This is a genomic window from Streptomyces sp. NPDC007901, from assembly GCF_042959465.1.
In the GTDB taxonomy this organism is placed as follows: Bacteria; Actinomycetota; Actinomycetes; order Streptomycetales; family Streptomycetaceae; genus Streptomyces.
On sequence record NZ_JBIBKW010000006.1, the window covers coordinates 118,626 to 132,842 of the forward strand.

The 14,217-nt window shown below is 73.6% G+C and carries 12 protein-coding genes; 8 read left to right on the plus strand and 4 right to left on the minus strand.

Annotation, left to right across the window (positions count from 1 at the left end; all coding sequences use genetic code 11):
• Nucleotides 1-2: 2 nt before the first annotated feature.
• From ACFZDK_RS20950 to ACFZDK_RS20970, 5 genes are all read left to right on the plus strand, one after another.
• Nucleotides 3-137, plus strand: coding sequence for a putative leader peptide (locus tag ACFZDK_RS20950; RefSeq protein ID WP_390975018.1), 135 nt, complete (start codon nucleotides 3-5; stop codon nucleotides 135-137).
• A 67-nt stretch (nucleotides 138-204) separates the two neighbouring features.
• Nucleotides 205-1,419 (plus strand): LLM class flavin-dependent oxidoreductase, encoded by a 1,215-nt coding sequence (locus ACFZDK_RS20955; RefSeq protein WP_390974435.1) that lies wholly within the window; start codon nucleotides 205-207, stop codon nucleotides 1,417-1,419.
• A 22-nt stretch (nucleotides 1,420-1,441) separates the two neighbouring features.
• Nucleotides 1,442-2,815, plus strand: a complete 1,374-nt coding sequence (locus ACFZDK_RS20960; RefSeq protein ID WP_390974436.1) for an NtaA/DmoA family FMN-dependent monooxygenase — start codon at nucleotides 1,442-1,444, stop codon at nucleotides 2,813-2,815.
• On the plus strand, nucleotides 2,812-3,894 hold the full coding sequence (locus ACFZDK_RS20965; protein ID WP_390974438.1) for an LLM class flavin-dependent oxidoreductase: 1,083 nt from the start codon (nucleotides 2,812-2,814) through the stop codon (nucleotides 3,892-3,894). Before ACFZDK_RS20960 ends, ACFZDK_RS20965 begins: the two co-directional genes overlap by 4 nt.
• Nucleotides 3,887-5,014, plus strand: coding sequence for an LLM class flavin-dependent oxidoreductase (locus tag ACFZDK_RS20970; RefSeq protein ID WP_390974440.1), 1,128 nt, complete (start codon nucleotides 3,887-3,889; stop codon nucleotides 5,012-5,014). The genes ACFZDK_RS20965 and ACFZDK_RS20970 overlap by 8 nt, the downstream gene beginning before the upstream one ends.
• Before the next feature lie 12 nt (nucleotides 5,015-5,026).
• Here ACFZDK_RS20970 and ACFZDK_RS20975 read toward each other — a convergent pair whose 3' ends face one another.
• On the minus strand, nucleotides 5,027-5,398 hold the full coding sequence (locus tag ACFZDK_RS20975; protein ID WP_390974442.1) for a hypothetical protein: 372 nt from the start codon (nucleotides 5,396-5,398) through the stop codon (nucleotides 5,027-5,029).
• 45 nt (nucleotides 5,399-5,443) lie between these two features.
• The gene (locus tag ACFZDK_RS20980) at nucleotides 5,444-6,478 is read right to left on the minus strand and encodes a phosphotransferase (protein WP_390974443.1); all 1,035 of its coding nucleotides are present in this window, start codon (nucleotides 6,476-6,478) and stop codon (nucleotides 5,444-5,446) included.
• A gap of 86 nt (nucleotides 6,479-6,564) precedes the next feature.
• Between ACFZDK_RS20980 and ACFZDK_RS20985 the strand changes: the two genes are divergently transcribed.
• Nucleotides 6,565-6,975 (plus strand): rhodanese-like domain-containing protein, encoded by a 411-nt coding sequence (locus ACFZDK_RS20985; RefSeq protein WP_390974445.1) that lies wholly within the window; start codon nucleotides 6,565-6,567, stop codon nucleotides 6,973-6,975.
• Nucleotides 6,976-7,118: 143 nt separating this feature from the next.
• Here the strand turns inward: ACFZDK_RS20985 and ACFZDK_RS20990 are convergent, their stop codons facing one another.
• Nucleotides 7,119-8,198 (minus strand): M12 family metallopeptidase, encoded by a 1,080-nt coding sequence (locus ACFZDK_RS20990; RefSeq protein WP_390974447.1) that lies wholly within the window; start codon nucleotides 8,196-8,198, stop codon nucleotides 7,119-7,121.
• Between the two features lie 95 nt (nucleotides 8,199-8,293).
• On the opposite strand from ACFZDK_RS20990, the gene ACFZDK_RS20995 reads away from it, so the two are divergent.
• A complete protein-coding gene (locus ACFZDK_RS20995; protein WP_390974449.1) occupies nucleotides 8,294-10,021 on the plus strand; it encodes a LuxR C-terminal-related transcriptional regulator in 1,728 nt (575 codons plus the stop codon).
• A gap of 29 nt (nucleotides 10,022-10,050) precedes the next feature.
• Here the strand turns inward: ACFZDK_RS20995 and ACFZDK_RS21000 are convergent, their stop codons facing one another.
• The gene (locus tag ACFZDK_RS21000; RefSeq protein WP_390975020.1) at nucleotides 10,051-12,615 is read right to left on the minus strand and encodes a CHAT domain-containing protein; all 2,565 of its coding nucleotides are present in this window, start codon (nucleotides 12,613-12,615) and stop codon (nucleotides 10,051-10,053) included.
• Between the two features lie 151 nt (nucleotides 12,616-12,766).
• On the opposite strand from ACFZDK_RS21000, the gene ACFZDK_RS21005 reads away from it, so the two are divergent.
• The gene (locus tag ACFZDK_RS21005) at nucleotides 12,767-14,209 is read left to right on the plus strand and encodes a S8 family serine peptidase (RefSeq protein WP_390974451.1); all 1,443 of its coding nucleotides are present in this window, start codon (nucleotides 12,767-12,769) and stop codon (nucleotides 14,207-14,209) included.
• Nucleotides 14,210-14,217 lie beyond the last annotated feature (8 nt).

Consider the following 14,217-nt stretch of genomic DNA (forward strand, 5'->3'; position numbering starts at 1 on the left):
AGATGTGCGAGGCGCCACCGCAGGGCGCCCTGACGAGGGAGGAGACGGCAGTGACCTCGACATGCCACGCCGTGCACCTCCACTCCCGGCCCCACATCGACCTCCAGCGCGTGGCCGGCGCGCTCTGTTGCTCCTGACCCGTTCCCACCCCGCCACGCCCCCGCACCGGCGTGCCCCCGTACGGATCTTCAGGAAGGCACCTCCGTGTCCTCAGCACCCGTTTCTCCCCTGCATCTCGCCGTCGCCCTCGACGGCACCGGCTGGCACCCCGCCTCCTGGCGCGAGCCGGCCGCCCGCCCCCGCGACCTGTTCACCGCCGGATACTGGGCCGACCTGGTCGCCGAGGCCGAGCGCGGTCTGCTCGACTTCGTCACCTTCGAGGACGGCCTCGGCCTGCAGTCCTCGCACTTCGGCGAGCTGGACGGCCGCACCGACCAGGTCCGGGGCCGCCTGGACGCCGTCCTGACCGCCTCCCGGGTCGCGCCCCTGTCCCGCCACATCGGCCTGGTGCCGACGGTGATCGCCACCCACACCGAGCCGTTCCACATCTCCAAGGCGATCGCCACCCTGGACTACGTGAGCACCGGCCGCGCGGGGCTGCGGGTGCAGATCTCCGCCCGCCCGCACGAGGCCGACCACTTCGGCCGGCGCACCTTCCCGCCGATCGACCTGGCGGAACTGCGCTCCCCGGCCGGGCAGGAGCGGCTCACCGACCACTTCGACGAGGCCGCCGACTACGTCGAGGTCGTGCGCCGGCTCTGGGACAGCTGGGAGGACGACGCCGAGATCCGGGACGCCGCCACGGGCCGCTTCGTCGACCGCGACAAGCTGCACTACATCGACTTCGAGGGCCGCCACTTCAGCGTCAAGGGCCCCTCCATCACCCCGCGCCCGCCGCAGGGCCAGCCGCTCGTCACCGCCCTCGGCCACCAGAGCGTCCCCTACCGGCTGATCGCCCGCCAGAGCGACGTCGGCTACGTCACCCCGCACGACACCGCCGAGGCCCGCGCGATCGTCGCCGAGATCCGCGCCGAGCAGGAGGCCGCCGGACGCGCCGGCGACACCGTGCACGTCTTCGGCGACCTCGTGGTCTTCCTGGACGACGACCCGGCCAGCGCCGCCGCCCGCAAGGAGCGCCTCGACGCCCTGGACGGCGCAGCGCTCACCAGCGACACCCGGATCTTCACCGGCACGGCCACCCAACTCGCCGACCTGTTGGAGGAGTTCGCGGCCGAGGGGCTGACCGGCTTCCGGCTCCGGCCCGCCGTCCTCGGCCACGACCTGCCGCGCATCACCGCGGACCTGGTCCCCGAACTCCAGCGCCGCGGCCGCTTCCGGACCGCCTACGAGGCCGACACCCTGCGCGGCCTGCTCGGGCTCGCCCGCCCCGCCAACCGCTACGCCGCAGCCCTCGCCTGAGCCGGAAGGACCACACACCGTCATGAGCAAGCCGCTGAAGCAGATCCACCTCGCCGCCCACTTCCCCGGCGTCAACAACACCACCGTGTGGAGCGACCCGGCCGCCGGCAGCCACATCGAGTTCAGCTCCTTCGCGCACTTCGCGAGGACCGCCGAACGCGCAAAGTTCGACTTCCTGTTCCTCGCCGAGGGCCTGAGGCTGCGCGAACAGGGCGGGAAGATATACGACCTGGACGTGGTCGGCCGCCCCGACACCTTCACGGTCCTCGCCGCGCTCGCCGCCGTCACCGAGCACCTCGGCCTGACCGGCACCATCAACTCCACCTTCAACGAGCCCTACGAGGTGGCCCGCCAGTTCGCCAGCCTCGACCACCTCTCCGGCGGCCGGGCCGCCTGGAACGTGGTCACCTCCTGGGACGCCTTCACCGGCGAGAACTTCCGCCGCGGCGGCTTCCTGCCCCAGGACGAGCGCTACTCCCGCGCCAAGGAGTTCCTCACCACCGCGAACGAGCTCTTCGACTCCTGGCACGGCGACGAGATCATCGCCGACCAGGCCACCGGAACCTTCCTGCGGGACGCGGGCGCGGGCTCCTTCGTGCACAAGGGCGCCCAGTTCGACATCCACGGCCAGTTCAACGTGCCCCGCTCCCCGCAGGGCCGCCCGGTGATCTTCCAGGCCGGCGAGTCCGACGAGGGCCGGGAGTTCGCCGCCTCCGGTGCCGACGCGATCTTCAGCCGGTACGCGACCCTCGACGCCGGCCAGGCCTTCTACACGGACGTGAAGTCCCGCCTCGCCAAGTACGGCCGGGCCCCCGGTGACCTGCTCATCCTGCCCGCCGCCAGCTTCGTCCTCGGCGACACCGACGAGGAGGCCGAGGAGATCGCCCACCAGGTGCGCCGGCAGCAGGTCAGCGGGGCGACGGCCCTCAAGCACCTGGAGTTCGTCTGGAACCGGGACCTGTCGTCGTACGACCCGGAGGGCCCGCTGCCGGACGTCGACCCGCTGGTCGGCGAGGAGCACATCTCCCGGGGCCGCGCCCAGGTCAGGATGTACCGCGACCCGCTCGCCATCGCCCGTGAGTGGCGGGAGCTCGCCGAGGCCAACAAGTGGTCCATCCGCGACCTCGTGATCAACACCGGCAACCGGCAGACCTTCGTCGGCTCCCCGGCCACCGTCGCGAAGACGATCAACGACTTCGTGCAGGCCGACGTCTCCGACGGCTTCATCCTGGTCCCGCACATCACCCCCGGCGGCCTCGACGTCTTCGCCGACACGGTCGTACCGCTGCTCCAGGAACAGGGCGTGTACCGCACCGAGTACGAGGGCACCACCCTCCGCGACCACCTGGGCCTCGCCCACCCCGACCAGGCGCGCGCCGAACGGGCCGCGTCGTGAAGTTCCTCGCGATCACCCTGATCGTGCACCGCCCGGACCCGCTCACCGGCGTACAGAAGCCGACCCACGACCGGTTCCGGGAGGTCCTCGACAACGCGGTGCTCGCCGAGGAGCTGGGCTTCGACGGCTTCGGGGTGGGGGAGCGGCACGAGCGGCCGTTCATCTCCTCCTCCCCGACCGTCGTCCTCAGCCATGTCGCCGCCCGCACCCGGCGGATCCGGCTCTTCACCGCCGTCACCACGCTCAGCCTGCTGGACCCGGTCCGGGCGTACGAGGACTACGCGACCCTCGACCACCTCTCCGAGGGCCGCCTCGACCTGATCATCGGCAAGGGCAACGGCGCCGCCCAGCGCGAGCTGTTCCATGTCACTCCCGAGGACCAGTGGGACCGCAACGCCGAGAGCTACGAGGTGTTCCGGCGGATCTGGCGGCAGGACAAGGTCACCGCGGACACGCGGTTCCGTCCGCCGCTGACGGACGCCGAGGTCTGGCCGCGCCCCTACCAGCGGCCGGTCCGGGTCTGGCACGGCAGCGCCACCAGCAAGGAGTCCGTGGACCTCGCCGCCCGCTACGGCGACCCGCTGTTCTCCGCGAACGTCACCAACCCCATCGAGCCGTACGCCGAGTTGATCCGGTACTACCGGGAGCGCTGGGAGCACTACGGCCACGACCCGGCGGACATCGCCGTCGGCGCGGGCAGCGCGGGCCTGTACGCGGCGCCCACCTCGCAGGAGGCGGTGGAGGTGTACCGGCCGATCTTCGAGAGCAACCTCGCGTTCCAGAAGAAGGCCGGTCTGCCGGTGGTCTTCGAGACGGTCGAGGACTTCGTCGAGCGCAGCTCGGCGCTGGTCGGCAGTCCCCAGCAGATCATCGACAAGGTCCACCGCTACCACGAGCGGTTCGGGCACACGGTCCTGCATCTGCACGCGGACGCGGGCGGTCTGACGGATACTCAGCACCGCGCCTCCCTGGAGCTGTTCCAGTCAGCGGTCGCGCCGGTGCTGCGCGAGGAGATCCCGGACCCGCCGTTCGCCTGGGCCCCCGTGCTGCCGGCCGCCGAGGAGCCCGCACATGTCTGACATCCCCCTCGGTGTCCTCGACCTGGTGCCGATCCCGAGCGGCTCCACCGCCGCCGACGCCCTGCGCAACTCCATCGAACTCGCCCAGCGCGCCGAGGAGTTCGGCTACGCCCGCTACTGGTTCGCCGAGCACCATCTCAACCCGGGCGTAGCCGGTACGTCCCCCGCGGTCGTGCTCGCGCTGACCGCCGCCGCGACCTCCAGGATCCGGCTCGGCTCCGGCGCCGTACAGCTGGGCCACCGCACCGCGCTGTCCACGGTGGAGGAGTTCGGTCTGATCGACGCCCTGCACCCGGGCCGCCTCGACCTGGGCCTGGGCCGCTCCGCCGGCCGGCCGCCGGGGGAGCGGCCCACCCCGTCGACCACGGCTACCCCCGTCGTCGACGGCCGGGCACCCAACGGCCTCCTCATCCCGCCCCGCTTCTCCTTCGCCCACCTCCTCGGCTCCCCGCGCATCGCCCTCCAGCGCCGGCTGCTCCTGCTCCCGAACGCCGAGTCCCCGGAGTACGCCCAGCAGCTCGACGACATCCTCGCGCTGCTCGCCGGCACCTACCGCACCGAGGACGGCGCCGAGGCCCATGTCGTCCCCGGGGAGGGCGCCGACATCGAGGTCTGGATCCTGGGCAGCAGCGGCGGCGAGAGCGCCGAGGCCGCGGGCGCCCGCGGCCTGCCCTTCGCCGCCAACTACCACGTCAGCCCGGCCACCGTCCTGGAGGCGGTCGACGGCTACCGCTCCTTCTTCCAGCCCTCCGACCACCTCGACAAGCCCTACGTCAGCGTCTCCGCCGACGTCGTGGTCGCCGAGGACGGCACCACCGCCCGTGAACTCGCCACCGGCTACGGCCCCTGGGTCCGCAGCATCCGTACGGCCGAAGGGGCCATCCCCTTCCCCACGCCCGAGGAGGCCCGTGCCCACGTCTGGACGGCCGAGGACCGCACCCTGGTCCAGGACCGCCTCGACACCCAGTTCGTCGGCAGCCCCCAGCACGTCGCCGACTGTCTGGAACAGCTCCAGGAGGCCACCGGCGCCGACGAGTTGCTCATCACGACGATCACCCACGACCAACGCGACCGCATCCGCTCGTACGAACTCCTCGCCCAGGAGTGGGCGCGGCGGTGAGCCCCGCCCGGTTCACTCCTTCCAGTCCAGCTGATGCTCCGGCGTGCCCACCGACCGCCCGTACGCGACCGCGGCGGCACGCCCGGCCTCGTCCCCGCGCCGGTACCGGAACACCCTCCCGGCGAACACGACCACGCGCTCGTCCCCGGCCGTGAAGTCGGCGTACCAGCCGTTCTCCGCGCGCAACGCGTCGGCGAGCGCCACCGCGAGCGGACCGGCGAGAGCCTCGTCGGCCTCCCACTCGACGAGGGTCCACAGGTCCGGCTGCGCATCGGCGGCACTCGCCGAGACGTCGAGCCGCCGGACCGTGCGCAGCCGGACCCCGGCGGGAGCGAACTCGGCGCCGGGGCGCAGGCTTTCGCCGATGACATAGCCGTTGATCATGCGGAACTCCTCGGGAGCGGGAGCGGGAGCGAGACCGGGCTCACGCTAGGCTCCATACCTGACATCCCCTGTCGGGTATGGAGCGCTCCCCGTGCGTCGGACCTCCGCCGCCACCAGCTCCAGAAGCCCGCGCCCCGCCCGCCCGTGGAACCACTCGGCGTGCCCGTCGTAGTACTCGTACGCCAGCCGCGCGTTCTCCGGCGACCGGGTGATCCCGTGGAAGTAGTCCAGCTCGGAGAGGGCGAACTCGGCGTGGACCAGGGGGAGGAGGGCGGGGAGGGCCGCCGACTCGGGCGGTGAGAGGGGGCGGACCGACTGGTAGCCGCGCAGCAGTGCCACCGCGTCCCGTTCCCGGACCGGGCGATCGGGGCTCAGCCACTGCACGGTGTTGCGTTCCAGCGCGGTGGCCAGGTCGTGGACGGCCCTCGTGCGGTCGCTCATGCCGAAGTCCAGGACCGTGGACACCTCGCCGTCCTCGCCCCACAGGAGATGGGAGGCGTGCCAGTCGTTGTGGGTCCACAGCGGGGCCAGCCCGCAGAGCTGGGGAGCCAGGCGGTCATGGAGGGGGAGCAGGACGCGTTCGGTGTCCCTCCGCCACGGGAAGTCCGCCAACGCCGGTGCCAGAAGCGGCCGTTCGGCGATGTACGCACCCAGGACCGACCGGGGGTCCGGGGCCGCGAACACCGTGAAGGAGGCGACCAGGGGGCGCGGGGCACGACGGGGCGGGGTGAAGCCCGCCGCCAGACGGAGCCGGGCCAGTGCCGCGCCCGCCGCCCGGGCGTGGGCCGGGCCGGCGAACGGCGACCAGGACAGGGCGTCCCGGTAGAGGTCGGTGCCGGTCCCGGTGGAGTCAACCTCGTACGTCCACTCGCCGCGCGCCGCCGCGTCCAGCACCCGCACCACCGGCGCTCCGCGCGCCCCCAGATGGCGCAGGAAGGCGTGCTCCTCGGCGAGGGCCTCCGGTGGGCGCACCCGGACATGGTGCCGCTTCACGAACAGGCGTCGTCCGTCCCGCTCCACGACGGCAGCCGCCGACAGCGGGCGCGGGCTGCGCCACACCACCCGCGCCGGGCCCACCACGTCCGTGACCTCGGCGTCGGTCAGCGGCGGCCAGTTCCGCTCGACTAGTTAGGACCCGGCGTTCCACGGCCGTGAACTCCGGTGCGGTGAAGTCCCGTTCGCCGTACGGCAGCGGCACCGCCACCCGGTCGACCACGGTGGCCGGACGCGGGGACAGCACATGGACGGTGTCGGCGAGCAGGACCGCCTCCCGGATGTCGTGGGTCACCAGGACGACCGTCCAGCGGTGGCGCTGCCCCATCCCGGGGAGCGTCAGCCTGCCCGGCCGGGGGCTGCTCGACGAGACGGGACGGATGCTGCCCCGTCCCCGACTCGCCGAGAAGACAGGGGCGTTGAGCGATGCCTCACCGGTCGTCCTGTACTGCGGCGGCGGCATCTCGGCGGCCGGGGCGGCCCTCGCGCTCACCCTGCTCGGACGCACGGACGTCTCCGTCTACGACGGCTCGCTGGAGGAGTGGTCCAAGGACCCGGAGCGGCCGCTGGAGTCCGGCCGCTGAGAGGCTGCCGAGCGGTGGAACGGGCCGGTGACCGGCCGGGTATGGCTGCGGGACGTCTCCCTCCCCCGAAGGTGACGTCCCGCAGCCGCTTCCCCCGGCGCCGGACAGTGGTCCGACCTCCGCGTCGCGGGCCTGTGCCGGTCTCACCAGCACATGACCGCTGTCTCCCCCGACCCCCACGTGGAATGGAGACGGACGCGGACGAAGTAACGGCGGCCCTTGACGAGCCGGACCCTGATCCTCGTGTTGTGCGGGGTGCCTCCGTCGTCGTGGCCGGCGAGATAACGCGGTTCCCCGTCGCGCTCCTCGAAGACCACGACGACGCAGTCGCTCTCGCCGAAGGTCCCCACGGTGTAGACGCGGGTCTCCGACGGCTCCACGGCGAAGTCCGCCTGCTCGCCCGGGCCCAGCCGGAACGGCGCCGAGCGGAACGGCACCAGCGCGGCCGGGGCGTCGGCGGGCGGGTACCAGCGGAGCACGAACTCCTTGTCCGCCGGGGACAGTGAACCCGGCGGGTACAGACCGTTGTGGTACTGCTCCGGTTCCAGGATCAGCCCCGGACCGAACGGGTACTGCATCACCGACTGCGGATCCCACACCGAGCCGTTGGCCTCGGACGGGTCCAGCGTGCGCAGGATGTTGAAGTGCGTCTTGTCCCGGCTCCAGTGGTTCGGCGGGCCGAAGAGGTCGGTGTAGACCGCCTCGTCGTCCCAGTGCAGTCCGGCGAACGGGCTCTGGTGCTCGTGCCGCATGCCGAGCGCGTGCCCGATCTCGTGCAGCGCCGTCCACCGCCCGCCGGGCTCCGTCAGATCCCAGCCCAGGTTCATGGTGCGCTCGCCCCGGCCGACCGAGAGCGCGTCCCGGCCCACCGCCGACCAGGAGCCGTCACCCAGCTGGAAACCGATCCGCAGCTCGGCCTCGCGCCGGTCCGGGACCTCGGCGAACCGCACCCCGATGCCCAGGTCCTGCCACTCCCCGAAGCACTCGCGCACCATGTCCCGCTGCTCCTTCGCACCGGCCCACGGCACCGGCCGGGTCTCCGCGGTCCCCGGGACCGGGATCACCGACGTGTCGGTGTCGGCGTCGAAGAAGTAGTAGTGCAGCACCGTGCCGTTGACCCACATCCGCCGCCCGCCCACGAGCGCGCTCAGCCGCTCGGCGGCCAGGCCCGGCGCGAACACCGGGTCCGACTGCTGCGGAAGCGAGCAGTAGCGTCGGGTCATGCGCCCCAGACTGCCGTTTCACCCGGCCGGGCGCCTGAGTCGGAAGCTACTCAAGTCCCCCTGTATCAGAGCTGAGTAACCCGACTCATACTCGTGTGACGACTTACGAACAGGACGCACGGACCCTCGAACTGCCCTGGCCGTTCACCGGCCGGGAGGACGAACTGGAGCTGGTGAGGCGGTCGTCGGTGGCCGGCCGGCAGGGTGTCGTGGTGACCGGCCCGGCGGGCAGCGGCAAGACCCGGCTGATCACGGAGGCCGTCCGCGGCACCGACTGCGCCCGGGTGACCGGCACCCCCGCGACCAGCACCCTCCCGTTCGCGGCGTTCGCGCACCTGCTCCCCGACGGGGTCTCACTGCCCGGCGCGCTCCGGCACCTGTCCGGGGTACGGCTCCTGGTCGTCGACGACGCCCACCTCCTCGACGAGGCCTCGGCCGCCCTCGTCCACCAGCTCGCCGTACACGGCCGCACCCGCCTCCTGGTGACCGCCGCCGACCCGGCCCCCCTCCCCGACGCGATCTCCCGGCTCTGGACCGGGGAACTCCTCACCCATCTCGCCCTGGAGCCACTGCCGTACGACGAGACGGCCCGGCTTCTCGCCGGCGCCGACCTGGACCCGCTCACCGTGCGCCGGCTGCACCGGGTGTGCCGGGGCGATCTGCGGCTGCTGCGCGACCTGCTCGGCGCCCTGCGCGAGTCCGGCCCGCTGACCCGGGTGCCGGACACCGGCGCATGGGCCTGGCGCGGCCCGCTGCCGCTCACCGCGACCGTACGGGACCGCATCGCACCGCTGCTGGACCGGCCGGACCCCGCGGAGCGCGACACCCTCGAACGCCTCGCCTTCGCCGAACCCCTGCCGCCCCACCTCGACGACGACCTGGACCTCGGCACCCTCGAACGGCTGGAGACGGACGGCCTGATCCATGTAGACGAACGGGGCGCGGTCCGCCTCGCCCACCCCCTGCACGGCCCCGCGCTGCGCGCCCGCGCGGGCCGGCTCCGGGCCCGGCGCCTGGCCCGCACCCCCGACCAGTGCGAGCCCGCCCTCAAGGACGAGGAGCAGCAACTGGCAGACCGCATCGAGCAATTGGACGTACGGGAGGTGCCGGCCCCGGTGGGGGAGTGGCTGGCGTCGGGAGGCCTGCCCGTACCGGCCGGGTACGCGGCCGTGCGTGCCCGGTACTCGCGGCTTCGGGGGGAGCTGCGAGAGGCGGCGGCGTGGGCGAGGGAGGGACTGCGGACGGCGCCGGGCGACGCCTCCTGCCGTGCCGAACTCGCCCGGGCCGCCGCCGAGACGGGGGAAGGCTCCGTAGTGCGCGAGGACGGGGGTCTCGCGCACTACGGAGCCGTACGGCTCGGGGCGCCCGAGGAGGCCGCGGGGCGGCTGGACGGGGTGCTCGCGCGGCACGCCGAGGCCCTCGCCCGCGGCGACGGACCCGCCCTCGACCGGGCCGCCGAGACCCTGGCGGAACGCGGTCTGCTGCTGTTCGCGGCGGAGGCCCACGCCCAGGCCGTCCGCGCCCACCGCGACCCGCGCGCCGCCCGGACGGCCCGCACCCGCGCGGTCGCCCTCGCCCGCCGCTGCCAGGGCGCCCGCACCCCGGCCCTCTCCGGCCTCGTCCTCGGTGAACTCACCGCCCGCCAGCGCCAGATCGTCACTCTCGCCGCCGCCGGTCTCAGCAACCGCCAGATCGCCGACCACCTCACCCTCTCCGTCCGCACCGTGGGCAACCACCTCTACAGCGCCTACACCCGCCTCGGCACCACCGACCGCACCGCCCTGCCGTGGCTCCTGGACCAGCCGGACCGGAAGTCGGCGTAACCAGACTCCTGTCACCCGGCCGGAGTCGCTCAGGCCGCCCCGAACGCCGCGAACGCCCACCCCGTGGCCTGGTGGAGGGCGTCGCCCGGGAGGGCCGCGCGGGCGTCGCGGAGGGCCTCCGCGAGGGACAGGCCCGCGCCCAGGCCCTTGTGGAGGGCCAGCATCAGCGGGACCACGGCGGCGTCGTTGACGGGGGCGCTGCTCGCGACCACTCCGGCCGTGCCCAGCGGCAGCAACGCCGTGACGAGACCGAGGAGTTCGTCGGCGCCGACCGTGGCCAGGCGGGCGGTGTCGCAGCTGGAGAGGATGATCCGGTACGGGCTGCGGTCGAGGCGCTCGAAGTCGTGCACGATCAGCGGGCCGTCGGCCATCCGCAGGGAGGAGAAGAGCGGACTGTCCGCACGGAAGGTGCCGTGCGCGGCGATGTGCGCGAGCGCGGCCCCGTCCAGCTCCTCCAGGACCCGGGGGACCTGGACGTCGTCGTGCTCCAGGATCGTGGCCGTCGCGTAGTGGCCCGCCACCTCGGGCACCTCCGCCCCCTCGGAAGCCAGCCCCGGCCCGCGGACCAGCACATGCCGGCCTCCCGGCGGCGGCTCGGTCTCCCGGGCCCGCAGCCAGCTGCCCGCCGACGGCGACACACTGAGCACCCGCTCCCGCAGCGAGGGAAGCAGCGCCCAGGGCACCCGGTGCAGCGTGCTCGGCGGCACGATCACCACCGGCCCCGAGCCCAGATGGTCCGCCGCCGCGCCCAGCAGCAGCTCCTCCAGCCGCCGCCCCGCGGCCTCGACCACCGCCAGCCGCCCCTCCGCCCCGGGATGCGCGAGCCGCCGCAGCCCCGCCTGGACGTGCTCGGCCTCGGCGGCCGCCTCCGCCAGCAGACCGCCCTCGAACCGCCGTACCCGGCCCTGCCCGCACAGCAGGATGTGCACCCGGCCGTCCAGGACCGCGAGTTCGACCAGCCGGGCCTCGCCGAGCCGGTCCAGGAGGCGGGCCGGATCGAAGCGGTCGCCCCCGCCGGGCGCGCCGCCGCGGATGTGGTGGGTGCGGGAGCGGATCTCCCGTTCCAGGCGTCGCTGTTCGCGCTCCAGGGCGGGCACCGGACGGCCCTGCCGGCGGGCGTCCTCCGCACGGGAGGCGATCTCGCGGAACGCGGTGAGCGAGGCGAGCAGCCCCGGGTCCGCGGGCGGCCGGGTCGGCGGCGCGGAGAGGACCGTGGCCCGCCAGCGCTCACTCCACTCCAGCAGCCGGCGCGGCCCGCCGTGCGCCAGACTCGCCTGCTGGGCCAGCGCCGCCAGTTCCGCGCCCTGCGCGGTGGCCCGGGCCCGCAACTCCGAGGCGCCCAGCGTCATCCGGTGGTCGTCCAGGACGTCCAGGCCGCGCCGGCACGCCTCCAGCACACCCCGCCGCGAACCGGCGGCCCGGGCCCGCAGCGCCTGCGCGGCCCACCCGGTCATCCGGGCCAGCGGCGGCCCGACGACCCTGCTGCGCGCGGCCACCGCCAGATGCCGTTCCGCGTCCGCCGTCCAGCCCAGCGCCAACGCGACCCGCCCCGCGAGCAGCGAGGCCTCCGGCGCGGCCGGCGCACCGAACGACGCGAGCTTGTCGGCGACCGCCGACGCGTCCTGCACCAGCCGCCCCGACGCGGCCCCGCCCGCCACCCGCGCCTCGATCAGCACCAGCCGGGCATGCGTCTCCCACCAGGACCGCCGCTGCCCCGAGAACAGCCGTACGGCGACGGCGGCACGGGCGATCGCGGTCTGCGCGTCCCCGGTCGAGAGCGCGGACCGGGCGGCGGTCAGCAGCAGTTCGGCCTTGCGGGTGGACTGCCCGCCGATCCGGTCCAGGGTCGCGATCGCCGCGTCCGCCTCGGCCAGCGCCTCCGGGGCCAGCCCGGCCGCCATCAGCACGTCGCAGCGCGCGATGTACAGCATGAACGAGGGCGTGCCCAGCTCGTCGTACCGCTCCTTGGCCTCGGCCAGCAGCCGCAGCGCCGCCGGGATGTCGCCGGACCGGTACGCGGCCAGGCCCCGGTTCTCCACGGCGACCGCCTTGTCGTGCTCCTGGCCAGTCGTCTCCCACAGCAGCTCCGCCGCCGTGAAGTCCGCGTCGGCCCGCTCCACCGCGCCCATCGCCAGATGCACCGTGGCCCGCACGCTCAGCGCCCGCGCGGTCCAGATGACGTCGTCGGCCTGCCGCAGCACCGGTATCGCCCGCCGCAGGTCCTCCAGGGACTCCCGGTGCCGGCCCAGCACCCACCCGGCGAACGCCCGCCGGTACAGCACCCGCGCCCGGGTGTGCCCAGTGCCCCGGGCCACCCCGCGGTCCAACGCGGCCAGTCCCTGCCGCGTACGCCCCGCATGCACCAGGGCGACTCCGAGGGTGGCGAGGACGTCCGCCTCCCGGTCCGCCGAGTCCGCCCGGGCCGCGAAGGCCCGGGCGCGCCGCAGATGGTCGAGGGCCACGGCCAGGTCCCCGAAGTCCCGCTGCCAGATACCGATGACCTGGTGCGCGACGGACGAGTCGAGCGGCGACGGATCGGACCGAAGGACGTTCTCCGCCCGCGCCAGGGCCTCGCCGGGGGCGGCGAACACCATCGGCAGGAGTTCCGTAACCGAATCGCTTCGCGCACTCACCCCTCGGATGGTAGTGGCCTGGGCATACATGCCCCACAGGTTTGACGCTGTATCAAGCGGCGGCCTGGCGAGTCTGACTGAAGAACGCCGTTTCTGGGGGAGGAGACAGGCCATGGCACCTCAGCGATTCCATGAGCAGTTCGATCAGATCCAGCGCTCCATGCCGGACGTTCCACTGGCGATGGGGCCCGACGACGCGGCCGAGTTCCTGTACGAGAAGGGGGTCGTCCTCGCCCGCGACGGCGCCGAGGCCCGGGTCGTCGAGGACACCGTGCGCGCCCACTTCACCGCCACCGCCGACCTGGTCGAGGACCACGTGCGCAGGGCGGGACCGGAGACCAACCGCACCGGCGTCACCCGCATCCAGGTCGGCGACCCGAACCACGGCGACCGCACCGGAGACCGCGCCGTCGGCCACGCGCTGCGCGCCCTGCGGGAGGCGGAGGGCCGCACCGGGCGCCGCATGGTCAGCCGCAACCACATCGTGTCCACCACCGGGAACGCCAACTCCTGCAACCCGTGCGAACCGCTCCCCGCCCTGCTCACCCAGGCCCCCAACCCCGAGGCCGTGGAGGGAAGCTACGACCCGGACACCGCCGTCAGCGTCCTGGTGATGGACACCGGTCTGGTGCACGACTACCGCTCCTACCCGCTCCTCGCCCGCGTCCAGGGCGACCTGCAGATCGCCGAGACCGACGCCGAGGGCATCCTCCAGCAGTACGTCGGCCACGGCACGTTCATCGCCGGACTCATCGCCGCCCTCGCCCCGAACACCGACATCACCGTCACCAACACCCTCAACGACGCCGGCGCCATCCTGGAGTCCGAGTTCGGCGCCAAGCTCTTCGAGGCGGTCGACCAGCACGGCTGGCCCGACATCATCAGCCTCTCCGCCGGCACCTCGAACGGCAGCACCGACGGACTGCTCGCCGTCGAGGCCTTCATGGACGCCCTGCGCGACCAGTCCACGCTGCTCGTCGCCGCCGCCGGCAACAACGGCAGCGCCACCCACTTCTGGCCCGCCGCCTGCGCCGACCTGACCGGCTACGAGGACACGGTCCTCTCGGTCGGCGCGCTGCGCAGCGACGGCGAGTACGGCGCCTGCTTCACCAACCACGGCAGCTGGGTCAAGGTCTATGCCCCCGGCGAGCAGCTGATCGGGGCCATGGCCGGCTTCGACGCACCCGTGCCGTACGTGTACCAGCACACCACCTACGAAGCCTGCCGGTTCGGCTTCACCTACACCTGCACCTGCCAGTACCCGCGCCACACCGGCGTGTTGACCGACACCGGGACGACCGGCCCCGGCAAACCGGACCAAGTGATGTTCGAAGGGTTCGCACAGTGGAGCGGAACGTCGTTCGCCACCCCCATCACCGCCGGCCTCGTCGCCGACCGGATGACCACGACCCAGGAGGCCGACCCGCGCACGGCAGGCGCCCAACTCCTGCAGAACATCACGGAGTACGCCGAAGTGCGCGGGGCGACCGTCCCGGCGCTCCGCCCGGCGAGCTGGCAGCCGGTCCCGGTCGTTCGACTGGCACCGACGCCCTGAGGTCCGGA